The 25,153-nt window shown below is 42.5% G+C and carries 20 protein-coding genes and 1 rRNA gene; 3 read left to right on the forward strand and 18 right to left on the reverse strand.

Going from position 1 to position 25,153, the window contains the following annotated elements; all coding sequences use genetic code 11:
* The first annotated feature begins 219 nt into the window (after nt 1–219).
* Nucleotides 220–330, forward strand: a 5S ribosomal RNA gene (rrf, locus tag BY457_RS09505).
* A 462-nt stretch (nt 331–792) separates the two neighbouring features.
* A complete protein-coding gene (locus tag BY457_RS09510) occupies nt 793–2,634 on the forward strand; it encodes a tetratricopeptide repeat protein (RefSeq protein WP_106153102.1) in 1,842 nt (613 codons plus the stop codon).
* 10 nt (nt 2,635–2,644) lie between these two features.
* On the opposite strand, the gene BY457_RS09515 is transcribed toward BY457_RS09510, so the two are convergent.
* The 16 genes from BY457_RS09515 to BY457_RS09590 form a co-directional block, all read right to left on the reverse strand.
* On the reverse strand, nt 2,645–3,280 hold the full coding sequence (locus BY457_RS09515) for a ribonuclease H1 domain-containing protein (RefSeq protein WP_106153103.1): 636 nt from the start codon (nt 3,278–3,280) through the stop codon (nt 2,645–2,647).
* 12 nt (nt 3,281–3,292) lie between these two features.
* Nucleotides 3,293–3,868, reverse strand: coding sequence for a MarC family protein (locus BY457_RS09520; RefSeq protein WP_106153104.1), 576 nt, complete (start codon nt 3,866–3,868; stop codon nt 3,293–3,295).
* Between the two features lie 116 nt (nt 3,869–3,984).
* On the reverse strand, nt 3,985–6,132 hold the full coding sequence (locus BY457_RS09525) for a S46 family peptidase (RefSeq protein ID WP_106153105.1): 2,148 nt from the start codon (nt 6,130–6,132) through the stop codon (nt 3,985–3,987).
* 173 nt (nt 6,133–6,305) lie between these two features.
* Nucleotides 6,306–8,456, reverse strand: coding sequence for a S46 family peptidase (locus BY457_RS09530; RefSeq protein ID WP_106153106.1), 2,151 nt, complete (start codon nt 8,454–8,456; stop codon nt 6,306–6,308).
* A 201-nt stretch (nt 8,457–8,657) separates the two neighbouring features.
* The gene (locus BY457_RS09535) at nt 8,658–9,500 is read right to left on the reverse strand and encodes an outer membrane beta-barrel protein (protein ID WP_106153107.1); all 843 of its coding nucleotides are present in this window, start codon (nt 9,498–9,500) and stop codon (nt 8,658–8,660) included.
* 135 nt (nt 9,501–9,635) lie between these two features.
* Nucleotides 9,636–10,511, reverse strand: a complete 876-nt coding sequence (locus tag BY457_RS09540; RefSeq protein ID WP_106153108.1) for a tetratricopeptide repeat protein — start codon at nt 10,509–10,511, stop codon at nt 9,636–9,638.
* On the reverse strand, nt 10,447–11,304 hold the full coding sequence (locus BY457_RS09545; protein ID WP_106153109.1) for a tetratricopeptide repeat protein: 858 nt from the start codon (nt 11,302–11,304) through the stop codon (nt 10,447–10,449). The genes BY457_RS09540 and BY457_RS09545 overlap by 65 nt, the downstream gene beginning before the upstream one ends.
* Nucleotides 11,304–11,810 (reverse strand): membrane protein insertion efficiency factor YidD, encoded by a 507-nt coding sequence (yidD, locus tag BY457_RS09550; protein ID WP_106153110.1) that lies wholly within the window; start codon nt 11,808–11,810, stop codon nt 11,304–11,306. Before yidD ends, BY457_RS09545 begins: the two co-directional genes overlap by 1 nt.
* Nucleotides 11,788–12,528 (reverse strand): hypothetical protein, encoded by a 741-nt coding sequence (locus BY457_RS09555; RefSeq protein WP_106153111.1) that lies wholly within the window; start codon nt 12,526–12,528, stop codon nt 11,788–11,790. The genes yidD and BY457_RS09555 overlap by 23 nt, the downstream gene beginning before the upstream one ends.
* 85 nt (nt 12,529–12,613) lie before the next feature.
* Nucleotides 12,614–13,024, reverse strand: coding sequence for a TM2 domain-containing protein (locus BY457_RS09560; protein ID WP_106153112.1), 411 nt, complete (start codon nt 13,022–13,024; stop codon nt 12,614–12,616).
* A gap of 313 nt (nt 13,025–13,337) precedes the next feature.
* Nucleotides 13,338–13,991: a ribonuclease HII gene (locus BY457_RS09565; protein ID WP_106153113.1), complete on the reverse strand. Its 654-nt coding sequence runs from the start codon at nt 13,989–13,991 to the stop codon at nt 13,338–13,340.
* Between the two features lie 55 nt (nt 13,992–14,046).
* The gene (locus BY457_RS09570) at nt 14,047–15,072 is read right to left on the reverse strand and encodes a M28 family peptidase (protein WP_106153114.1); all 1,026 of its coding nucleotides are present in this window, start codon (nt 15,070–15,072) and stop codon (nt 14,047–14,049) included.
* Between the two features lie 206 nt (nt 15,073–15,278).
* Complete coding sequence (locus BY457_RS09575) at nt 15,279–15,740, reverse strand: PIN domain-containing protein (protein ID WP_106153115.1); 462 nt, start codon at nt 15,738–15,740, stop codon at nt 15,279–15,281.
* Complete coding sequence (locus tag BY457_RS09580) at nt 15,737–15,943, reverse strand: hypothetical protein (RefSeq protein ID WP_106153116.1); 207 nt, start codon at nt 15,941–15,943, stop codon at nt 15,737–15,739. Before BY457_RS09580 ends, BY457_RS09575 begins: the two co-directional genes overlap by 4 nt.
* A gap of 243 nt (nt 15,944–16,186) precedes the next feature.
* Complete coding sequence (gene cysS, locus BY457_RS09585; protein ID WP_106153117.1) at nt 16,187–17,659, reverse strand: cysteine--tRNA ligase; 1,473 nt, start codon at nt 17,657–17,659, stop codon at nt 16,187–16,189.
* A gap of 86 nt (nt 17,660–17,745) precedes the next feature.
* Nucleotides 17,746–18,525, reverse strand: coding sequence for a toxin-antitoxin system YwqK family antitoxin (locus BY457_RS09590; protein ID WP_106153118.1), 780 nt, complete (start codon nt 18,523–18,525; stop codon nt 17,746–17,748).
* A gap of 238 nt (nt 18,526–18,763) precedes the next feature.
* Here BY457_RS09590 and BY457_RS09595 point away from each other — a divergent pair, with 238 nt between their 5' ends.
* Complete coding sequence (locus BY457_RS09595) at nt 18,764–20,014, forward strand: alginate export family protein (protein WP_258176684.1); 1,251 nt, start codon at nt 18,764–18,766, stop codon at nt 20,012–20,014.
* A gap of 49 nt (nt 20,015–20,063) precedes the next feature.
* On the opposite strand, the gene BY457_RS09600 is transcribed toward BY457_RS09595, so the two are convergent.
* Together BY457_RS09600 and BY457_RS09605 are read right to left on the reverse strand one after the other, a co-directional pair.
* Nucleotides 20,064–20,804: a LytR/AlgR family response regulator transcription factor gene (locus BY457_RS09600; protein ID WP_106153119.1), complete on the reverse strand. Its 741-nt coding sequence runs from the start codon at nt 20,802–20,804 to the stop codon at nt 20,064–20,066.
* A gap of 55 nt (nt 20,805–20,859) precedes the next feature.
* Entirely contained in the window at nt 20,860–24,888 is a 4,029-nt protein-coding gene (locus BY457_RS09605) for a two-component regulator propeller domain-containing protein (protein ID WP_106153120.1), read from the reverse strand.
* Between the last annotated feature and the right edge of the window lie 265 nt (nt 24,889–25,153).

A 25,153-nucleotide genomic window follows, 5' to 3' on the forward strand; every position in this document is an offset into this window, starting at 1 on the left:
CAGGTGTAAATACGGTGACGTATGTAGCCGAGCAGTACTAATTACCCAAAACTTTTAAGTTGGGGAGTTCAATCTCCACACTGAAGCATTATTACAATGAGCAATGATCAATTATCAAAGATCAATAAATGTAAGTTTTCTTTTTGAATCTTTTCCAATATGTTAACGATATTGCCTTCAAATCCCCCTCCTTTGGGAGGGGTTAGGGGAGGCCCTCATTAAGGTGGTTTTAGCAACAGGGTTCCACCTCTTCCCATTCCGAACAGAGAAGTTAAGCCTGTTAGCGCCGATGGTACTGCGTAAAAGCGGGAGAGTAGGTCGCCGCCGACCTTTAAAACAGAAAGCCGTTCCAATATTTGGAGCGGCTTTTTTTATTATAAGGAGGGGAGAATTCCAATTTGCATCATTTTTTTGAAAGAAGCATTCCTCAAACTTCATTGGGGGGTCACCCCTACCGGGGCTTTATCGTTCTTTGCAACGCTATTGCTACTCATTTCTACCATACTGGTGCCCCGCCGGGGCTGATCCACCATGACAAGAGAATATCGAACAATAATTAGTTCTACCTATGAATTGAAAATACATAGCCATGCCAAAACTTCATCTTTAAAGTAAATGGAACTGTTGCCTCTCAACCCTCAACCCTCATTTTCTTCTGCCTTCTGCCTGCCAAACTCCTGATTGAAATCTTTTTCCATAACAAAGAATCCGTTCCCTCTCCTTGGGAGGGGTTAGGGGAGGCTCAATTCAAAAATAATCTGTAGCTTTGGGAGATTTTAATTCTTTATAGAAATGTTTTGGCCTTGTACTAACCGGTTAATTTTAATTCTTCTTTTTCTTGTAGGCATAGTAGCTGTCGGGAATGGAGCCAATGACTCGCTCTCCGTTGATAAAATGGAAGCTGAAATAAAAGCAACACTTTCCAATCAACCAGTTAAAGCCGATTCTCTGGCGGTGCTATATCTGGAACAGGTCTCAGGTAATGATACCCTTGAAGCCATGGGTTGGTACTACCGGGCAGAATCTGCTTATTACCGTGCTGATTTCACTGTTGCCGGTGATTATTATCAAAAGGGGATTGACTGTTTAAGTGAATACAATCTTCCCGAAAAGAAAGCCATTCTTTACAATAACCTGGGACTTACCCGCTATTACAAAAGCAGGTATAATGAAGCACTGGATGCCTTTTCCAATTCTGCAAAGTTTGAAGAGGAGGCCGGAAATATGTTTGGGTTCGCTGAATGTCTTTATAACATAGCATTAATCCAGGATAAATCAGGGGATAGTTCTAAAGCTGAAAAGTATTTCAGGTACGCCAGAAATTCTTTTCTTGAAATGGATTCCCTTTCTGCTGCAGCTGCCGTATCTAACGATTATGCCATCTTTCTTTCAGACCTTGGACAGTACAAACGTGCAATTGAGATGTACCACAGTGCCCTTGATGTTTACACGTTGTTGAAGAATGATGAAGGGGTTGCCAAGGTTAAGTGTAATCTTGGAGCATTGTATCTGTATGAAAAAGAGTATGGCCGTTCAGCACTTTACCTTGATGAATCTCTTGAGTTTTTTAAAATGAATAATGATCAGTCGCGGTTAATTAATATATACAGCCTATTGGGCGATCTGTATTTTGAGCAGGACAGAACCGCATTGTCTGTTATTTTTTATGAACGAGCAGAAAAGATTGCCCGAAAAATGGGGTGGGATGACCTTCGCCAAAAAAATCTGTACTCCTTGTTTTTAGCACTTAAAGAGGGAGAAGAATATGAGCGGGCAATGACCATTCTTGAGACTTATACGCTTTTAACCGATTCGTTGTCGCTAATAAACGGCCAACAGCCTGCAGGCTATAGGGATGATGCTGTTGACAGGGTGTTGACAGAAAAGGAATTGATGCTTGCCAGGGCAAAAATGCGTGAAAAAAACTTGTTGCTGATTATTCTTGGCCTTTTATTGGTTATGGGATTGGCCATCTGGTTTTTGTATGGTCGCAATAAAATGATAAAGCATCAGAAGGAAAAACAATTATTGCATCAGAAGATGATGCGCATCCAAATGAATCCTCATTTCATTTTTAACGCACTCGCATCTTTGCAAAATTATATTCTTAGCGATAATAAAGATGAGGCCTCCGACTTTTTGAGTGATATTGCTTTCCTGATGCGGAAAATGATTGGGTATTCCAATGTGGAGTTGATCGCACTTTCTGAAGAACAGGAAGTTTTGGAAAAATATCTGAAGGTACAGTGTCGAAGATACTATCAAACAATTGACTGTGGTGTTCAGACTTCTGTGGTTTCGGATTCCTGCAACCTGATGGTGCCTCCCATGCTTTCCAGACCACTGATTGATGATTTTTTTGCCAATGGGAAAAACAGGGATTGTTGTTGTCCGGGGATATCAATTCTCTATAAACAAGAAGATAAGGAGCTGGAGGTGACCATTGAAAATAAGGGAGTAATACTCTCAGATCAGGAGTCGGAAGCAACGACAGGCATTATAGAGGACAGGATTTCTTCTTTGCGTAAAGAGCATGGGCTGAAACCGAGAAGAATGGAGAAAGTGGATCTTATCACCAAGGGGGTGGTAACCGGAAAAAGAATTCGTTATTGGTTGCCTCTGACCGGTCGTTGAAAAGATATTGCTATTTTCGGCCAAAATCTGCCGGAATTTCCCCCCATGCTTTGGTATCCCATTTAAGAATTTTTGTTGTCCAGTTGTTTGTAGATAGCCATTTTTCAGCTCTTTCAATCGTCTTAAACAGCTGTTCCGTTTGTTTTGACCGTTCCAGTTTTGTGACACACTTTTTCTTTTTTATCCATCCCAGGGCGATGGTGGAATCGGTATAAATGGGCAAATCTTTCTTTTGTCTTTTGAGTTCCGCCAGTCCGTGAACGATAGCCAGAAACTCTCCGATATTGTTGGTTCCAATAGGGAACTTGGCATGAAACCACTGCTTCCCTGAATCTGTAAAAACCCCCTGATATTCCATCGGCCCCGGGTTTCCGCTACAGGCAGCATCCACTGCAAGACTCCTGAGAATTGGTTGATGGCCGGGATCGATGTTTTCTTTTATGGTTTTTTTGGTTTGTCCTTTGTTACCGGTACTGATGATTTCAGACCAGGGCGTTTCGAAGGCTTTCTGAGCGTCTGCGAGCGTTTTGAAAGATTTATATCTGGCAGAAGGGTAGCCTTTGATTCTACGCTGACATTCCGCCCAGTTATCTACAATGCCTGTCTGATGTCCCACCCAGATTACATAGAACTTTTTTTGTGGCATAATTGCGTGCTTTTATCCTGCAATATTAGCCACATTATTTGAAAATAGCTTAATAGCCATGGCCAGCAATATGATGCCGAAGAACTTTTTTAATACATATATACCACTTTCGCCAATAAGACTCTCAATGCGGTTAGTGATTTTTAGGACGATATATACAAAGACAATGTTCAGGAAAAGCGCTATGATGATGTTGATGGTTGCATATTCTGCTCTGAGTGCAAGCAAGGTGGTGAAAGATCCGGCGCCTGCCACCAGCGGAAATGCAATGGGAACCAGGGAGGCTCCGCTGGGCGAATCGTGCTTGAAAATGGTTACACCCAGTATCATTTCAATGGATAACATAAACAGCACTAAAGACCCGGCAATGGCAAAAGAGGAGATATCCACCCCAAAAAGACCGAGCAATGCTTTTCCTACAAATAGGAATACGATTAAAATACTGAAAGAAACCACCGATGCCTGGGTTGCCTTTATTTTATTGCCTTTATTTCTAAGATCAACAATAATAGGAATGGAACCCAGAATATCAATTACGGCAAAAAGTACAATGAATGCAGAAACGATTTCCAGAACGTTGAACTCCATGGTGTTTGGTTTTTAATGGTTTATTTGCGTTTTGTAGCTGATTGTTTTCGCAAATGTAGGAATAATTTTGGGCTGACAGGAATGCCAAAAATCATGGAAAAATGTGGGTGTAATTTTTATTGAATATTCATCTCTTCTATAAGGTATAGACTTTTGCCGACTTCCTCTATCAGAAAGAGTATGTATCTGATATCTACGTTAATGCAGCGCTGAAGAGTCGCTGAGTAGGCAATATCTGAAGCCATTCCCTCCTGATTCCCGTCAAACGCCAGTCCTGTTATCTGTCCTTTTGCATTGAGAACAGGGCTTCCGCTGTTTCCTCCGGAGATGTCGTTGTCTGTAATAAAACACAATGTTGGTTGTTCTTTGTTGTGGTACCAATCTTCCCAGTCTTCCTGAAAAAGCTTTCTGAAGTCTGTTTCTGACTTATAAGCGACGTTCGCTGATTCTGTTTTTTCAAAGATGCCACGAGGAGTTGTGAATGCTTTGTAATAAATTCCGTCACCTGGGGAGTAACCGGTTACTTTTCCGTAGGACAGTCGCAGAGTGCTATTAGCATTGGGGTAAAAGGAACTTTCCGGTGTTTGTGTTTTAAGTAGTTTTAAGTATTGATGCATGTAGAAGTCAAGCTGCAGGTTCATTCGGTTAAACATGGCATAAACAGGTCCGAACTCCTGTAATATCCTTAAATGAAAAGCAAAAGCCGGATCTGTGAGGAAACTGATCAGTTTTGGATTGCTCATGAGCTCTTCGAACTTTGTTTGGGAACAGAAGTGAGAATCCGAATAAATGGCATCCGCAAGATGTTCAAAGTCGGAATATTTGCCAAGAAGGGTAGAGTCATTAATTCTTACATTGCCGTTGACATGAGAGCGATAATAAGTTACCATAGCCAGGAATAGTTCTCGGTCAACATTCGCCGTGAAATCTTTAAAAAAATGATCAGCTTTGGCCCTCATTTGCCGGATAAGCTTCTTTTTTTGATCTGCCGATGAAGATTTTTCGTTGAGCAGCGTAAAGAGCTCAAAAGTTTCCATAACAAACTGGCTGATTTCGGTGCCTCCAAGGATGGTTTCCAGGGTAATGAACGATGTGCGGGTCAGGTCTTTTCGTACCCTGTAGAGTGCTTTCATGGAGGGAAACAGTTTGGCGTAAGTGGTATCCAGGTCGGGCGAGTACTGCATCCACTGTTGAATGTTTTGTTCCTGTGTTTTTCTCTTTTCAATGAGGTTCAGATCGCAGATGCTTTTACTTTGTCCTGCCGTATATTGGGCAAAATTCACGAGTTCTGCATATTTTTCTGCATATTTTATTTCCAATTGGCGTGATTGAGCCATGTGTCGTTTCCAAATATGCTGCTTGAGTACTTGTATTTCCGTAATGAGGGGGTTAATGATTTCAACGGCCTCTCTGATTCCTGCGGAGGTCATATGTCTTTGGGTGTTTCCCGGGTAGCCCAGTGTCATGGTAAAATCATTTTCCTTAAGGTTGCCGGTCGATATTGTCAGACTTTTAACAGGGGTATATGGGATGTTTTCAGTATGATAATCTGCCGGATTGCCTTGTGGTGAGCAATAAACCCTGTAAAGAGCAAAGTCGGCGGAATGCCTCGGCCAGGTCCAGTTATCTTTTTCTCCCCCAAATTGGGCAATGTCCTCCGGGGGAGCAGCCACAAGTCTTACATCTTGAAATGTTTTGGTGATGATGAGAAAAAAACGGGTGCTGAAATTAAAATCTTTGATGGTGGCCTCCTGAAAAGGCTCAAGTGAAAGCGTATCCAGGATTATTTGGGAAAGACTGTCGATTTTTTGTTCCAGGGCAAGGCGTGTGTCCGCCTTTTGAATTACAGGCGTGAAGTGAGAAGTCAGATTTTTAGCTTCAATCAGTAAAGTAGCGGTTTTCCCGGGGTTTGGCAATTCTTCGTGTTGGTTTTGTGCCCAAAAACCGTTTTTTAGCAAATCTCTTTCCACTGAGCAGTGGCTTTGGATATCTCCGTTGGCACAATGGTGATTGGTTAACAGTAGCCCCCTGTTGCTTATAAAACTTCCCGTGCAGCTTCCATCGTCCAGCGAAACAATGGCATCTTTTAAGGATGGTTGTGAGCTGCTGTAGATGTCTTCTGCCGCTAATTGAAAACCCATTTCCTGCATCTTATCTATTTTCGATTGAGGCATCATCCATGGGAGCCACATCCCTTCATCTGCCCGGGTGGGAGATGTAAAAAAAAGAAAGAGAAGGATCAGCGGGAAGATTGCTTTACTCATATGAGACAGTGATTTAATCGTGTGTTTTGGTTTTCAGAATTAGTTTTACCTGTCTTGGAGGTGGGTTTTGTAAAACAAATTTAAGATAATTTTGCAATTCGCTCATGGGAAATAAAAAAGACCACGCCGTATGAGGAATGGTCTTTTTTTTATTTTTTAATCCGAATGAACGGCTATTCAACGATGGTCATTTCATCGATAAGGTTGGTGGCACCTGCGTACTTGTCAATAATGAAAAGTACATAACGGATGTCCACATTGATACATTTCTGCAATTCCTGCTCAAAAGCGATGTCTCCACTCATGGCTTCCCAGTTGCCATCGAAAGCCAGTCCAAAAAGATGTCCTTCGCCGTTGATGACCGGGCTGCCGCTGTTTCCTCCTGTGATGTCGTTGTCGGTGGTAAAGTTAACGTACATGCGTCCGTCTTCGTTGGCATAACGGCCGTAATCTTTGGATTCGTAGAGCTCTTTGAGTCTTTCGGGAACGGCAAACTCATAATCGTCCGGCTTCTCTTTTTCCATTACTCCCTTTAAGGTTGTGTAATGTTTGTAGATTACAGCGTCGCGGGCCTCGTAACCCCCTACCTCTCCGTAACTCAGGCGCATAGAGAAGTTGGCGTCATCGTAATAGACTTTGTCGGGATTCATGGCCTGTAATCCGGCAATGAAGAGTCGATGATTTTTGGTAATGGTCATGTTGGATTCTCTGGTTTTTTCCCAAAGAGAGAAGTAAAGATCCAAGGTTGATTTTCCTGCCTTGTAAGCCGGATCTTTTTGCAGTGTTTTTAATTTTGGATTTTCCAGGAAACTGTTGAAATCATCACTGTTTACAAACAACGATTTTTTGAAAAGCTTGGATGCAAAGGTTTCAAATCCATCCTCTTTTTCGGTCTTTATGTCTTCAAAGAATGAGGGATAAAATTTGGCATCGATTTCATCAAAGTAAAGATTGAACAGGGCACCCATTACTTTTTGGTCGGTTGCGGCATGATAATCTTTGTAAAACTCTTTGCCTGCTTCTTTTAGTGCCTCAACAGCAGCCGATATTTTTTCTTCATCCTCTTCTTCCAATGCTTTTTCAAGATCACGTGCAGAGAGAGCGAATGAAAGAATTTCCGTTCCGCGGAGCATACATTCTCTCACAAAATTCTGAGCCAGATAAAAAGGAGCACGTTCGCTGTAAGCAGTTTCCAGTTCGGTGAGTACCTCTCCGTATTTCGCTTTACGGTCAGCATTTTCGTTGACCCATTCGGAGAACTGCTCTTCCAGCTTTTGTTTTTTAGCAATAACATTCAGGTTTTTCAGTCCCCGGTTCATGCCAATACTGTTTTTCCAGTAGTTGGAACTGCGTGAGTATTTCGAAGCATATTGGAGTCGGATTTTTTCACTGCTGTTCATGGCTTCCTGCCAGATTTCCTGCTTTACCCCTCTGGGATTGATCAGCGAGTAGTTGAAAATATTCATACGCTCATCAATGCCCCAGGATGTGAGATACCGTTCCGTGCTTCCGGGAAATCCCAAAGTCATGGCAAAATCGTCCTTTTCATAACCTTTAAGAGATATGGGTAAGTGATGTGCGGGTTTCAGGGGCTTATTTTCAGGAGAATATTCAGCCGGATTCCCTTCTGCATCAGCATAAACCCGGAACATGGAAAAGTCGCCTGTGTGACGGGGCCACATCCAGTTGTCGGTGTCGTGACCAAATTTTCCGATGGATGAAGGTGGTGCACCAACGAAACGGACATCATTGAATACTTCGTAAACAATAAGGTAATATTGGTTGCCGCCGTAAAAATCGCGTACCAATGTACGATAATGCGTGTCGCCTTTTACGCTGTCTGCAATATGCTTTGAAATGCTGTCAACGGCAGCCATGCGTTGTACTTCTGACATTTCATCTGTCAAGCCCGCTTCAATTTTTTCGGTAACATCTTCCATGCGTTTCATGAAAGTGACTGATAAGCCGGGAGCCGGAATCTCCTCTTCGAGACTCTTTGCCCAGAATCCGTCCTCCAGGTAGTTGTCTTCAACTGAGCTCAACTCCTGGATGGTTCCATAGCCGCAATGGTGATTGGTCAGAATCAACCCCTGATCGGAGATGAGTTCTCCGGTACATCCGCCACCAAAAATAACGATGGCATCTTTCAGACTTGACTGATTGACAGAGTAAATTTCTTCTGCAGAGAGCTTCAGCCCTTTCTCCTGCATCTTTTCGATATTCAGTTTCTTGATTAGTGGCAACAGCCACATTCCTTCATCAGCTTTTAGTGTCCCTGCAAATCCAATAACAAGAGCCACCAATACCGCGGTCATTCTTTTCATTTTCGCGTTTTTTTGGTTTTACAACCGCGATTCCGATAGGTGCGGTTGCTATAATTACGGTTTATTTAATTATTATCTGACTGTAAAGATAATAATCTCTGTTCAAATAGTTGGGCTCGTTATTGAATCGCTTCATTGAAGATACAAAAAAACCGCTGCATCCTCGGGGAGACAGCGGTTGGTGAATTCTTTGTCTGAATGTTAGAAATAGACCGAGATACCTCCGTCTAACACAAAGCCTTTGGCGATCATTTCAATCCCAATGTCCGGATTTATATTGTCAGATTCCGGCTTTGCTGAGATTCTTGAATATCCCATTCCCAGATCAAGAGACAGATGTTCATTCATGAAAAATGCGATTCCGGCACCCATTGCCCATCCATTCATATCCAATTTAAAATCATTGGTTGTACTCCCTTCTTTTTGCTCTGTTTTGGATGTTCCAAACATGTATTCTCCAAAAATATAAGGTTTGATGTTGGAGGAGCCGAAATAATATACCAGACTTGGACCTATCATAAAAGAGGATTCTTTTTCTTCGGAATCTTCATAATCATACTTTAATGTTTCATAATCTATGGATATTCCAACCGCCAAACCGTCATAAATAAAATATGCAACTGAAGATTTGAAATTAAATCCACTTTGGTCATATTCCTCACTAATGGACTCTGTATCGCGGAAGAAATCGTAATATGATATTTTCCGCTCGTTCAGTAAGGAAGAATAGGACAATTCTGATGAGCCGGAAATCATTATTTTTCCCATGGATGTAGCGGCTGAATAATCTGCGGGTCTGGTTGACTTTTGGTGAGATGAACTAAATCCCTCCTCTTTTGACATCTTGTCTATTTCCGACATTTCATAAACAAAGATGCTTCCGTCAGCAGTGGCAATTTTAATATGCTTGTCGGGGATTATTTCCGTAACATTTCCTTTAATAATACTTCCGTTTTTTAGATGTACAACATCCCGGAAATTGTTTTGAGAAAATGAAGCGATGGTCAATCCGAGAAGAATCAGGGCTAAAAATAAAGTTTTCATGCTGCAGTTGGTTTAAAGGTTTTATAAAGTTATGACTTGAAGTTTTTTTAATGTTGTCGTAAATTACACCGCAATTGGCGTTGAGATTATTGTTAAAATCTGTAAGTTACCGGCCTTCTTCGGGGGCCGGTGTTTTTATTCTCCCGGGGACTTCAACAATGTTTGGGTGATGGCAGTATTAAATTCCAATATGTTTTTCCGGTTTTTCTGTATAGCCAGCAATTCGGCTCTGTGTTGACCTCCTGAATGGAATTTTTGAAGCAGGGTAACCCCAACCACATATCCTGTAAAGTAGTAACCTGAATAGACCTGCCATGCGCCAAAACCCAGTGCCGATGCATTTAATAGAAAGCTGATGCCTCCTTCGAATACTTTTCCGGTATAAACCTGTCCAAGTCCCGGGAGCAGGGACAAATGCCTGGCTTTCTCAGGATCTTTGTATCTTGGCGCGTCTTCGTATTTTTTTAAGGCTTTGGCGTATAATGCTGACTGTGGTTTGGGAGATTGTTGCTTCAATTGAACAAGGGTTTTCTCTGCTTCGTGGAACTGGAAAAGCTGGTTGTGACAAAGTGCCTTGAGTGTGAGGAGGCTTTCCGTGGCAGGGTTGTCTTCAGAAAGCATTATTACACAGTTTTCCAAAGTGTTTAAAGCGTCCTGATAATCTTCAGTCATGTATTGCGCCAGAGCGAGTTCGTAAGCACGCATGGTGAAAAGAGTGTCTTCAGGGTTTCTGATAACTCCAATGCGGTTGAGTTCTGTTTGCACATCGGGGAAACGGGCCATGGATTTATGAATCATGGCTTTTTTGAAAATGGCTTTTTGCCTGACAGATTGATCGGAAGTGGTAAATACCACCCGTTCCATTTCCACCAGTCCACCAGTGAGATTTCCTGAATTTAACAGGCTGTCGGCTTTATTCCAATAAGCATTTTCGGTAACTTGTGCGTTAGTCGAAGATATTGCGAAGAGGAATATGAAGATTAAAAAGAATTTGTCTGTTGATAAGTTCATTGTTTTCGTCGTTTGCAATTTTTGCTGAAAATGCTGCACCATAGATGTTTCCTACGTAAAAGAGGGTGAAGGCAGAGCCAAAAAATATGGTCTCAAATTTTTCAGGTCCCCGCTTATGGTAATTTTCCAACGCAACCACGGCAAGTCCGGAGGTCATCAACAGGGCGGCAATCCCTTGTCCTGTCTTTCCTGCATAGATTTGTCCCGATCCGGGGATGATGCCCGAAAAAATTCCTGCCAGTATTGGGGACTTGGATTTATTGTTCTCTATTGAGTTCGTCAGATCATTGAAAAAAGCTAACTCCCTGGCAAAACCGTAATAATCCTGCGGCAGTTGACCGGCAGTTAACTGGTAAGCCTCAAGATCCCTGTTGAGCAGGTGAATGCCTGAATGCAGGAAGATAGAGAAGTTTTGCTCAGTCTCATTGCGGGTTTGAAATTTATCCAGCGCAGCTATGGCTTGTTCATACTTTCCGAGGTGAATGAGATTGTAACTCCCAAAAAGTTGTGACTTTGCATAAAATGCCGACCCTGAACTTACCTTTTGTAGGGTTTCGCTTGAAGAAAGAAGTTGCTTGAGGTTGTATTTTGCCCAGCCGTTGAAATAAAGGGCAGAGTCGGATTGAGGCTTCGTCAGCTTCAATTTTAACAGTTGGTTGCTTTCATAGACAGCTTCTTCATACAAACCTTGTGTTATGAGGTAGTCGGAAAAGAGAATTCTTTCGGAATTGCTTTGTGCCGGGGCAATAATTCCCGTAAAGAGCGTGAGGATTATATAAAAAAGGAATCGCATCAATGAAAATGTTCTGAATGATTGCAGGTCTTGAACTGATATTTGGACCAACTATCTGATGAGTGTCTGGTTTCGGGATTGATGGTAAGCGGATGCAGCGATGTTTGTGCTATTCTGTTGCACCTGCTGAGTCGGTCGGCCGTGAGAAATACTCCTTTGATCAAACCGTAATGGGAGATAACATCTTTGCTGAAATTAGAGCAGGATGGTTCGTAAAGACAATCGGCGGAAAAATGTTTGGAAAGTGATGTCTGATAAAAATACAACAGCCCCCCAAAAGTTAGTTTTATGGGATTGATCTTGTCGATAAACGGATCCTCTTTGGTTATCAGAAATGATCTTTTTCTATTTTCGGATTGATGTATTTGTTCCAAGTCTTCCTGCTCCGAATTGTTGATTCGCATCAAATCGTGCTGCAGGGTGCTTATATCCTGTGCATATACTCCGGTAAAAATCGGGAAGAATGCCAGGAAAAGAAACCATTTAGAAATCGACTTTCTTTGCATCTTCCGGAATTTTAAAATCAAACAATCTATCATCGGCCTCAAAGCCTGTTTTAATATTGGAAAAAGTGGTGCGCCTGATGGTACTGTCATTGTCTGCTGTGTAACTTATCTCGGTAATTTTTTGTGGCAACAGGAATTGCGGCCCTATGTAATAATCATAATAGTAAATCTTTCTTTTTACTGCTCCTTTGTTGTCAAAGTATTGCGCATAGATGGGGGTAAAGTTTTCCGAAACAAGCTCAACGCTGCTGATGGCTTGCATTCCCGGGGGTGCCTGCCATGTAGTTATAATGTAATTGTCTTCCCGACGTGTGTCGATTTGTGTAAATCCCTCATGCTTCAGGCCCATATCCTGGGTCAGGTTGTTGACAAAAAAGTAAAGCAACTCTGTTTTACTGGAATAATGGCTGTTTTGCATAAAAGAGACCGTGTTTTCGTCGGGAAGAAAGATGGTAGTTTCTCCTTTTGCATTGATGGTTTTGTAGAATTCGGTAGGGGAAAGGTAGTGGGTAATGATTTTGCCGGTTTGCCCATCATAAAAAGAAGAGGCTTGTGCGGTAAACAGGTTTCCTTTCTGATAATTTTGGTAAAGAGCATCTACACTAACCTGTCCGGTGTAGGTTTGTGCAGAAGTATTGATGACTGTTGCGGAGTATAGCATTAACAACAGCAAAACAGGCTTGTGAAAATAATATCTTTTACCGAAAACTGTATTCATAATGTTAAATAGGAAATTGGAACTACAAAAACAGGCCTGTCGGAACGACAGACCTGTTTGTTTTTTTTTCTTAAATGGTTTTTTATTACCACATAAAGAATTTCGGATTATCAACATAAGCGCTGATGTCGTCCCAGTTGACTGCCAAAACAATAAGGTCAATCAAAGGCATCAGGCCGAAGATACCACCACAGGTAAGGATGTATCCAATTCCTGTCATGACTTTGGTTCCAAGATAGAAGCGGTGAATACCGAAACCTCCCAGGAAGAAGTCAAGCAAAATGGCAATCAAAGGGTCTTTTCCGCCGCTGGCTGAAGCAATAGCCATGGCAGGAGCAGATTCGGCTACATCAGCAACCATACTGAAAGTAGTGGCAGTAGCTGTAGCAAAAAGATTTTCAATCTGGGCATCGTCAATAGTGTAAGATGCACTGGCGTTTGTAGTAAACGCAGAAATACCCAATACGAGGGTCAGAACGATTAAAAGTTTCTTCATAATAAATATGATTTTGATTAAGACTAAACGCAAAAGTAGTTATTAGTTTCCAATTTGAAACCTGAGACTATGGGGAAAGGTTAATTTATATTGGTTATTGGTAATGAGTCGATATGTTCGGTTAGGGGGGTTGTAAGTTGATTTTCAGGGGTAATTAGGCATCGTGGGTTAATGGGTTGTTAACTGACCTCCCCCTCTCGAGTTGTTAAAATGTGTTTTTTGTCAATGAATGTAGTCTGCTTGTCTCTATAAATGGGCTGTTTGTCATAATATACAGAAATTTAATATGTATTTTTAATTCATTGAGAGCGATTTACCCCCACTGAATACTAATTTGCTGCTCCGTCAATTTAAAAGATAGCCGGTGAATGGGCGTTACTCCATGAATTTCGATCCCTGCGCGATGTGCTTTGGTAGGATAGCCTTTGTTTTTATCCCAGGCATAAAAAGGATACTTTTCATGTAGCTTCAGCATAAATTCATCTCGATGTGTCTTTGCTAAAATACTGGCTGCTGCTATGCAACGGTAAATGCTGTCGCCCTTCACAATGCACTTGTGCGGGATATTATTGTAATTGTGAAACCGGTTGCCATCGATGAGCAACGATTTTGGGGTCGGAGTTAATTGATCAATGGCCAGATGCATAGCCCGGATGGATGCATTCAGGATGTTGATTTGGTCAATTTCCTCGTTATGCACCATGGCTACGGCCCAGGCCAGTGCTTCATCTTCAATAATCTGTCTTAGGACATCCCGCTTTTTCTCAGAAATTTGTTTGGAGTCGTTCAGCAGCGGGTGATTAAAATCTTCGGGCAGAATTACGGCGGCAGCTGTCACCGGTCCGGCCAGACAACCTCGCCCGGCTTCATCACAACCCGCGACTAACGCTCCTTCGGCAGGTAGCAACCCTTTTCCATTGGTTGGTGTTTTTCTCTTTATTTTTGTTTCCTTTTTCCTGCCAGCCATTTTCCTTAATATATTGTTTTATCCTCCCCCCTTTGGGGAGAGATAGAGGGGGCCATTAGTACCGGTCTTTATAAATCACCTCCATTACTGTTTGTCCCACCGCTTTTAGCGTGTTTCGATCAATGTTCTCCATAGTATCGTTGTGTGTATGCCAATAGCTGCCGAAAGAAGTGTTGGTGGAGGGATCGTACTGGATGATGTTTACTGCAGGTATTCCGGTGTGTTTGTTAACATAGATATGGTCGTCGGTGATGTATCCACCCTGCTGAAAAATAAAATAGCTGCCATAACCGATAGATGCTGCAGTGTCCCAGATGTGATTGACCAGCTTCGGAGCAAACCGGATCGAGGCCTGTTCCTGATAGAAACGGGCATTTTTGGCTCCTACCATATCCAGCAGGATGCCATATTGGGCATAATAATTCTTTTTGTGCGGGTTTTTACCCCAGTATTGGCTTCCCAGGCACCAGGTGTCTGGTTTGTATTCCACGTTGAGGTGATCGGGAGTACCGTAATCTTCGGCATCGAAAAAGATGATGTCGATGCCGGGATGTGTGGGGTTGTCTTTCAGATGCCTTGCAATCTCCATCAGTACGCCCACTCCGCTGGCTCCGTCATTGGCTCCGTCGATGGGCTGATTTCGTTTGGCCGGGTCGGGGTCATGGTCGGCAAAAGGACGTGTGTCCCAATGGGCAAACAGCAGAATGCGGTTGTTTTTTTCGGGCTGAAACTGTGCAATAATGTTTTTGATGTTTAAGATGCTGTTGTCGAAAGCAGTGACTTTGCCTTCCTGCACAATCACATCGGCCCCCATACTTTCCATTTTTGCTGTCAGCCATTTTGCTGTTTCTTCGTGTTCAGGTGTGTTGGGGACCCTTGGCCCAAAATCCACCTGTTTTTGAACATAGCTGTAGGCTGAGTCGGCATTGAAATCCGGTGTCTGAAGTTTCGGCAGTGTTTTGTCTTCTTTGGAAGAGGATTTCTTTGATCCGGTGTTGTTGCACCCTGAGCCCAGAGATATTAATGCCACCACTGATAATAGCAATGGTAATTTTATAAATTGGGTGATTTGGTTTTGCATTTGATTCAAATTTTATTGAAATTATCTGGTTGTGTGCTTGTAATATGCAGATGGTCTGCTGCTTAATCGGACCGAAAACATAAGGGATGGCAAAAGGAGCCACTCATTATGCTGGGGATGGCACGGCAGGGTATAGTGTTTTTTTGTCAACTGTTTTATTCTTCAGTATTTATTTTTTTTGAATATTAGGGTGATATCGTTTAAAATCAGGGTTTCCTCTTTTGTAACTCTTTTTCAATGAATAAATCATATAATTCATTTGTCGAAATTATTCTGAAATATTTTTTCTTTTTTAATCCCATACTTTCTTTTTTATCGCCAGTCCACAACTTTGAACTAAGGTGGTTTGTCAAAGCAACAAACAAGATATCATTTTCATCGATATCTCTTGTTAATTTCGTGGCTCTCTCCAGATCTTGATCGGAAATCAAGATTTCATCAACGAATTTTATTCTTGAAGTAATATGAGAGAAGGAAGATTCAAACTGAGTTTCCGTTAATCCCGAAATTGAGAGTAGTTTGTGTTTGTGATTAAGAATCTCTTTTTTAAGAAGATTTATGCTGAAAAAAGAAAAATAGTTTGACCCGTTTATGATTAATTGGGCAATTTTCCCTTGAGAATTAAGGATGGCACTAAAGACAATATTTGAGTCAATGACTATTTTCATTGTTTATTCCGTTGAGCTTTGAATTTAGTCCATATTTTTTCATTAACGGATTGGGCCAACTCATCAACTTCTTTTGGAGTAGCTTTTGAATTTGCTGTTTTTTCTTTATAATCCAGATAATCCAGCATATTTTGGAGTTCTGTAATGTCCATATTTGCCGGTAATCTTATCAATATCTCGTTTTTAGTTCTTTCGAGTATCATATAAATCCTTTTTTCTTAAATATACAAAATTCACCCGGGGTTGTATGTGTTTTTCTTTGGTAGAAATTTTCTGATTTTAAAAACTTACAATTCCGGGGTGTATTCTCAGATTATTAAAGGTTTTGTTTTTAGTGAATGTCAATAATTTGTGAATCCACAATAGCTTTTAATATCCGGCATTAACCTCAATTCTTAATCTCCCACAAAAGTCCCCCTTGGGGGGATTTAGGGGGCTCCCGGTTTTTATTTTACTTCCCATTCAGCCCCGTCTTTGCCGTCCCGCACTTCGATGCCCAGATCCTTGAGACCGTCACGAATGCGGTCGGAGGTGTCAAAGTCTTTGGCTTTTTTTGCTTGTTGACGAACATTTAGGAGGAGTTCCATTACGCCGTTCAGTACCTGAGAATCTCCGGTTTCGGCTGTTGCCCCCTGTGTGAGTCCTAAGATATCTTCCGCAAAAAGATGCATGAGTTGTCTGAAAGTCTCCAAATCTTCCGAAGTAAAGGACTCTTTTCCTGCCAAAGCACTGTTGATGGCTTTTACGCCTTCAAAGAGGTGGGAAATTAGGATAGGGCTGTTCAGGTCATCATTCATTGCACTGTAGCACTTATCGCTGAATTTACTAAGGTCGAAAGTGGTTTTGTCGCCCGCTTTGATTTTGTCCATTTGCCGGAGGGCCTCCATCAGGCGTTCCATGCCTTTCTCTGCAGCCTGCAGTGCTTCGTTTGAGAAATCGACTGTGCTTCGGTAATGAGCTTGCAGAATAAAGAAGCGAATGGTCATGGGCGACCATGCTTTATCGAGCATTTTATGGTTGCCGGTAAAAAATTCTTCAAGGGTAATAAAATTGCCCAGCGATTTGCCCATCTTCTGTCCGTTGATGGTAATCATATTGTTGTGCATCCAATAGCGTGCAGGTGTTTTCCCGTTGGCTGCCACCGATTGCGCAATTTCACATTCATGATGCGGGAACAGCAGATCCATACCACCTCCGTGGATGTCGAATTGTTCGCCCAAATATTTGGCACTCATGGCCGAGCATTCCAGATGCCAGCCGGGGAATCCGTCGCTGTAGGGTGATGGCCAGCGCATAATGTGGGTGGGAGTGGCTTTTTTCCAGAGGGCAAAGTCGAAGCTGTTGCGTTTCTCTGATTGTCCTTCCAGTTCGCGTGTGGTGCTTAGTAAATCGTCGAGTACGCGCCCCGACAGGATTCCGTATTTGTGATCCTTATCGTATTTTTGAACATCGAAATAGACCGAGCCGTTTTTCTCGTAGGCATACCCTTTGTCAAGAATTTCCCTGACAATCTCCAGTTGCTCAATGATATGTCCGGACGCCCGTGGTTCAATGCTGGGTGGTTTTACATTTAGGGCTTCCATGAATTTGTGGTAACGATCGGTGTAGTACTGCACCACTTCCATGGGCTCAACCTCTTCCAGACGCGCTTTCTGAGCGATTTTGTCCTCGCCTTCGTCGGCATCGTTTTCCAGATGGCCTACATCGGTGATGTTGCGTACGTAGCGCACTTTATATCTCAAATGTGACAGGTAGCGGAAAAGAATGTCGAAAGTGATGGCCGGTCGGGCGTGTCCCAGGTGTGGGTCGCCATAAACGGTGGGGCCGCATACGTATAGTCCCACATGTGGGGGTTTAATGGGATTGAATAATTCTTTTTTTCGCGACAGCGTATTGTAAAGCGTCAGATTGTTTTCCATGATAGTCGTCTGCTTGAGATGTGTTAATTTCAGACGGCTAAGTTAAGAAAAATATCAGGAGTGTTGAATGTTTGAAGCGTTGTTGGCTACTTCACATATTTCCCGTTTTCCACAATTCTGGTTTCGATAAGGCTGTCGCGGTTGTTGTAAATAAAATGTTTCCCATCTTGCAGAATACCGTCCCTGAAATACCCCTCCTTAATGGTAAGGCCGTCCATTGATTGAAGGGTGTAGTGTCCGGTGCCGTAGAATGGAAGAATCTTTCGGTCGGGGTCTTCATCGGTGTTTTCCGGTCTGGAGGTTACGACGGTGCTTTTGTTGAATCCTTCGTCGGTGTATTCGCGTTTTTCAAGGAGTTGCCCCTGGTCGTTAAAGACAGAAACCTCACCATTTGCTTTTCCGTTTTTCCACTCACCTGAATATTGTACCTCTCCGTTGGCATGAAAATATTTCTGTTCCCCGGTTCGTTTCCCTGCATCATTGTAATTCCATTCATAGAATTTTTGTCCATTGGCATGGTACAATGTGTATTCTCCTTTCCAGTGGTCAATGTCCCAATAGCCTTCTTCCCATATTTGACCGTCGCGGTAGAAAAATCTTGCAGGGCCTTTGGCCATTCCATTTTCGTAGGTGATTTCGTGTTTCAGACTTCCTGTTTTGTAAAACGATTTCCAAAGTCCCGTTCGTTGTCCATCAGCGTAGGTTCCCGATTCCTTCAGTTCACCACTGTCGTAATATAATTCCCACAGACCGGTTCGGTGGTTGTTTTCATTTGTCTGGTTTGGTGCAGTCTTTACTCCCTGGCTTCCGACTGTTGATGGAAGTGAGAATATCAGGAATAATATGATAACGATGGTTTGCTTCATTTCCTAAATGATAAACTTGTTGGAAATCAGTGATGAAATAGGTTCTGGTTGTTCTTATTTTATCGTAAAAGTGATATGAAAGGTTTCAAAAGATTATTCTGCGTGAAAAATCGTATAGAGGTTTTTACGTTCAAAGACGCTTTTAGTTTTGTTGAAGTTGGAATATTATTGTGAAAATTTTCCGAATGATTTTGCTGCTTTTTTTGTCAATACGGTTAAAAGAAAAAATATGAGAATAATGAAGTATTTGAGAGTTTTGTTTTTGCTTGGTGTTTTTTTCCAGATGCCGCTGGCTGTAATCGGACAAATGAAAGTTGATGTGGAGTATCGACCGCGTTTTGAGTATAGAGATGGTTACAAGGAATTGTTGCCTGATGATGCTTCGCCATCGATACTTGCTTCGCAGCGATTCCGGATGTCTGTCAGTTATACGGCTGATGGAATAAGACTTAAGATTATACCTCAGGATATACGTACCTGGGGCGACGAACAAATTTCCAGTTCTACGGGAGTTTTTGGTGACGAGGCATCTTTTGATTTATTTGAAGGTTATGCCGAATTAAGGGTGTGGGATAAAAGCTGGATATCTGTGGGCCGTCAGCAACTTTCGTATGACAATCAGCGGTTGTTGTCGGGGCGAAATTGGAACCAACACGGGCTTGCTTATGATGCTGTGGTGTTTAAAACCGAAACCGGGGGTTGGAATATTCATGCAGGTTCATCATGGAATTCATTGTCAGCCACTACTTCGGGGAATACTTATCCTTCCGATAGAATTAAGTCTTTGAATTTTTTATGGATAAAAAGGAGTTTTGGGGAAAATCTTGATTTTTCGTTTAATCACATTGCTTCTGGTGTAACTGAAACAGACAGTACAGATGCGATGAATTTCAGGCAAACTTCGGGTATTTATGCTCAGTTTTCTGACGGTACATTATCGGTGAAAGGGAATTTTTATTATCAATATGGTAAAAATCGGAACGGAACAGATGTCGATGCTTTTCTATTGGATGCGGATGCTTCGTTGAAGCTTGGACGTTTCAGTCCGGGACTGGGTTTTAGTTACTTGTCAGGCAATGATAACACTAATTCAAATAACGATAAATTGTTTGATGTGCTTTACGGGGCCCGGCACCGATTTTTCGGTCACATGGATTATTTCCGGAATATGGCTTCACATACCGGAGGAGGAGGTCTGTCAGATTGGTACGGTTATTTGGGATATAAAGTGTCTGACAAAGTTTTTCTGAAAAACACGACTCATTTTTTTAGTCTTGCGGAAACCAATCAAAACACCCCGAAAAGTAAGTCTCTGGGAATGGAAAATGAAGTTGAATTAAAATATAAATTTAATGACTGGGGCTCATTAAAGGCAGGATGGCTCTTTTATGTGCCTACTGATTCTTTTCGTCAGTTGCAGGGTGTGACAAATGAGCGTTTCCCAAATTTCGCATTTGTGGAGTTGACCCTTTCGCCTAATTTGCTTTAAGTAAAAACTTGTGCTGACGGTTATTTGTTTATGGCGAAGAGAGAAAAAGTTACAACTCTTCCAGTCGTTTCATTAACATGTCTTTCTTTCTGACGGCTACCGGGACTTCAGTTCCATCAGTCATCTCCACGTGACACCCGTTTTTACGGTCTATCTTGCTGATTTGGGAGAGGTTGATGAGGTGTGATTGATGGACTCGGAGAAATCCCAGCGGAGTGAGCATTTCCTCTGTGCTTTTCATGGACTGTGAGACGAGCAGTGGTTTTTGGTTGTTTAAGAAAAAGCGGGTGTAATTGTCTGCACTTTCGCAATGAATAATTTCATCGCTATAAATCAGGTGAATGGCATCTGAGGTTTTTAGGGCAATTTTCCGGGGGGATGAGGATATTTTTTGCATATTTTCGAGCAGTACCTCCATCACTTTTTGATTGTCCGGCTTTTGTTGACGGACACGCTCTATGGTTTTTTCAAGTTCGTCGGGGTCAACGGGTTTTAAGAGGTAGTCAATGGCAGCGAATCGAAAAGCTTCCAGCGCATAGTTGTCGTGGGCGGTGAGAAATACCAGGGCGAAGTGATAATTGGGAAGCCTTCGGAGCAAGTCAAATCCGGTTCCGTCTTTCATGTGAATATCCAGAAAAACAAGGTCTGGAACGTGTTGCTCAATGGTTTTTAAACCTGTTTCCACTCCATCGGCCTGGGCTACAACCTCAATGTCGTTTGCAACCATTGTAAGCATACTGGTTACCGTGTTTCTGGCATTTTTTTCGTCGTCAATGATAACTGCTTTCATTATTGGCTAATTTTTTGATTCACTGGTGGAGTAACAGGTAATTGTACGGTTGAAATTACAAGGCGGTTTGCTCTTTTTTGGTTTTTTCTTCATCGATGGCAGGGATTATCAAATAAATCTCTGTTCCGGTATCGGAATCAGACTGGTGAGATAAGTCCTTGATGTTTAAAGAGCAAGGTGTTTTATATTGTTTTTGTAGTTGAATTATTCTTTTATTGGTAATTCCGGTGCTCATGGATTTCCGTTGTGTGGTGGAATCTTTTTTCCCAGCCACGGAGTCATCTATTCCTTTTCCGTTGTCACGGATAGTGATGTGCCAGCTATTGCCTTTCAGGGCAAATACCACCTGAATAGAACCTTTTCTTTCTCCCGTTTCCTTAAGCCCGTGTTCAACGGCATTTTCCACAAATGGCTGAACCATCATGGTCGGCAACCCCGGCATTTGTTCGCTCATAGGAGGTATCACTTCTATGGAATAATTGAAAGCATTGTTATACCTCAGGCGTTGCAGTTCCAGATAATGTTTCAGGGCTTCGGTTTCATCTTTGATGGATGTAACAGTTGATGTCATATTGTTAAGGTAGAGTCGCATCAGTTTAGCGAACTTGGCCAGGAAACTTCCGGCCTCCTGGGGTTGGTTTTGAAAAATGAATGCCTGGATAGCAGAAAGAGCGTTAAATAAGAAATGAGGATTCATCTGCGAAAGAAGCAGATTGTGTTTGAGGATGAGGTTGTTCTTCAGGAGGTTAAGGTGATTGATGCGGTGCCTCCACCAAAGAATCAGAGTGGTTGCTAAAAACAGGATGATGAGCGTGATGAACCAACCGGCTCGCCAGAATGGGGGGCGAATGGAAAAAGAAAGTTTCGCAGGGACGCTGTTTCCGAACGGGTTGATTTTTTGTACAATAAAAGTATAGCTGCCGGGAGGTAGCATTTTGTAGCTGACAGAGGTTTGGTTAGTGATGACCCAATCCCGGTCAATTCCGCTCAGCCGGTATCGATAGTTGTCGTGTGAGGGTGGGTATCGCATATCAGAAAAGAAAAACTCAGGAAAATTTTCGTTGTGTTTTAACTGGATGTTGTTTTTGGATGTATATAAATGAAGGGGCTTCCCCATTATTCTGAATTCAGTTATTAGGGTGAGTTGCTTCTCATCAACAGGACTGAATAGTTCTGGGTTGAACCTCAGGAAACCGTACGTGGTCCCAATGAAAATTTCATTGTTGGTGGTTCTCAACGCTGCACGGGTAAATGAGGGTGCTTTCATGCCCAGGTAGGGGGTGAGATCGAACCATCGGTTGCTGTCAGGCTCAAAAATATTTATGTGATGACTGGTTACAATTAGAATCCGTCCCAGGTGATCTTCTGTAAGAGATAATATATTTTCGTTTGGTAGCTGTTCTGATATTTTTGGAATTTCAAAAACTTCTTCATCAGGATTGAAAATATTCAGAGAATCGCCTCCTGCATAAATAGTGCCCGCTGATGTTTCAAGGAAAGCCAACGTTTCACGGCCATGAAATTCCTGTCCGGGATAGAAATGAGTTATTTGCAGAGTCTGTCGGTCTATCCGGTTGATCCCTTTGTTGGTGGTTCCTGCCCAAATATCTCCTTTGGAATCCTTTTGTGCAAAAGTGGTCAGGTGTGATGAGAGTTTGTCATTAGGTGCGCGGTTAAAGTAAGTGATTTTGTGGCTTTTTGTATCAAGGGCTGTCAGTCCATGGTCGCTGGCAATAAACAGTTGTTTGGACAGGAGGGTGGTGTGATTAATGCGGTATTCAGAAAAAGAGGTTATGGTACTGAATTTCCGGGAGGAGGTATCGAAAAAGAAAAGCCCGCGATCGGTACTTATCCAGAAACCTGGTTTTTCAGTACATCGGCAAATGTTTCGTACCGCATCGTTTTTTAATCCGGAGGAATAAGCATTGTCCGTGTTGTAAATTTCAGGTTGACCATCACCCGGAATATAACCGATACCGCAGTCGAAGGCTATCAGAAATGAATTTTCATGACCATGAATGATTTGTTGAATGGGTTTTTCCCATCGGTTAATTAATTCAAAATCAGGCGACAGGGGGAGTTTCTTTCCGGATTTTGAGTCTATTGCTTCAATGCCAGACTTTGAGGTAATCAGTAATTTGTTATCCTCCAATAATAAGAGGTCTGTGATGAGGGATGGGGGCGTGACAAGGTTCTTTGCCGGCAATTGTTTTTGAATTTTTCGGGTCAGACCATCAAATGCAAATAATCCTTCGGAAGAGAGCAAAACTAATTGTTGCTCGTATTGGGCGGCCATTAGAAAAGTTCTTGAGTCCGATGTGGAGAATTGACCGTTTCGATGGTCGTAAATACCCACTCCATTATCGGTCAGAAAAAGAGTTAAACTCTGATGGTGAACCATTTCATTTAAGTTGGTGAAATCGGGTAGGTTTACGGAATTGATTTTATGAAATTGGTTACTTGCCCGATGAAAAGACGATCTCCAAGCTTGCCATTTGGAGGATTCGGGATGAAACGACCGAATGATGTTACCATTCTGATAAACCCACAGAATACTGTCCGCAGCCAGGATTTTTTGCAGGTTTGCATCGGAGGGATGATATTGGGGGGAGAAGTTGTGTGGGAGCCATCGTTTTTCTTTTTTATGAAATAGCCTGATGCCGTTGGCCCCCCAAAAACCTGTTACCAGAGTATCCTTGCCCCATGATTCAAAACCCACATACCAGTCTTGTTTTCGGGATGCTGAATCCAGGGCAAAATGTTGAAAACGTTCCGTTTTCGGGTCAAAACGGTTGAATCCGATTCCTCTCCACAGCCCGGTCCAGATGATTCCGTCTTCGTCGGTATGAAGAGCTGAAACCTGGTTGGAACTGATGGTTGTTTCTCCTGTGAGATCTTTTTTGAAGAATTTAAAGTTCTCTGTTTTTGGATCGAAACGATTAAGGCCACCGCCTCGTGAAGCAATCCAGATATTCCCGTTTTTGTCTTCCCGGATGTCTGAAACATGGTTGTGACTGAGAGAATTGGTTAATTCAGGAAGGTGGCGGTAATGATGAATGAGGTTTTGTGTCGGGTTCAGGATGCTGATTCCTCTGTCGGTGCCAATCCAGAGATTCCCTTCCAGGTCGGTCATTACACAATTCAGGTGGTCATGGATAAGTGAAGAGGGGTCGTTTTCGGAAGGTAAAAAGAGAGTGGTTTTTTCAGCTTGTTTGTTGATTTGGGCCAGGCCATTTCCGGTGGCCACCCATAGTATTCCGGGCTTCGATTCAGTCATTTGAAAGGATGAGGTACTTAATTGTTTGTTGAAGATGTCGGATTCACGGTTGTACTGATACAAGCCGTCAAGTCCACCAACCCAGAAGTCTCCTTGGCTGTCCTCGAAGAAAAATGCCACATCGCGGTCTCGTTTTTTGGCAGTATTTTCAGGGTCAGTTTCAATGGCGGTAATCGACTCCTTCTGCATTTTCAGCGGGCCCATGTTTCGGCCGCCAATCCACAGCGTTCCTTTTGAGTCCTTGAGCAAAGCATGATAATCGTAGTAAGGTTGAGTCGGCGCTGCATGCGACCAGGTACGCGCCCTGAAGGTTTGGGTGTTGAGCAGGTGAAGTGTGCCGTTAAAAGTTTCCACCCAGATGTGGTCTTTGTCAGCATTGGCAAGTGCCCTGATGTGCTTGTCCAACAGCCCGAAGCCGTCTTCGTAAAGAGTCGGAATTCGTTCGAAATTGGCGGTTCGGGTGTTAAAAAGGGCCAGCCCGTTTTGGGTGGCGACGAATATCTGTTGGTCGGGGGTTATAAGAATATCATAGATGTGGTCGGAAGGTAGAGAGGTGCTGTCGCCGGTGACGTGCAAAAATGAAAGAAACCGGGTGCCATCGTATCGTGCCAGGCCTTCGCGTGTTCCAATCCACAAATAACCTGTCGAGTCCTGCTGAATAACGGTGATGTGATTGCCGGGGAGTCCGTCGGCAACTGTCAGATGTCCGAAGCGTGTGTAATGGTCCTGTTCAACAGGGAGGAGTTGGGCGTTTGCAGACGACATCAGCATTGCAAAAAAGAGGAAGTACCACCGTGGGTTCATCATGTTCCGGCTTAGATTGAGGTTTTGAATGAAAAACTGACTTTCATACTATTTAGGGAAAATTTTTCTTGTTCGCAAGATTTTTTCATCCGCCCTGTTTGTTAAAGGCATTATTTCTTCTGTTTTATAGTATTTTTTTGGGGGAATGGTTTCTTTCTTTTGATTATTTGCATTCCTTTTTTGGTTAAACAGATGGAAACTCGGCCATACGAATTTTTGGAAAACAGGTACGAATTCTAAGCTAAATTCTTCGAATCCCACTTATTTT

Origin of the sequence: Marinilabilia salmonicolor (assembly GCF_003003035.1) — a bacterium.
GTDB lineage: Bacteria > Bacteroidota > Bacteroidia > Bacteroidales > Marinilabiliaceae > Marinilabilia > Marinilabilia salmonicolor_A.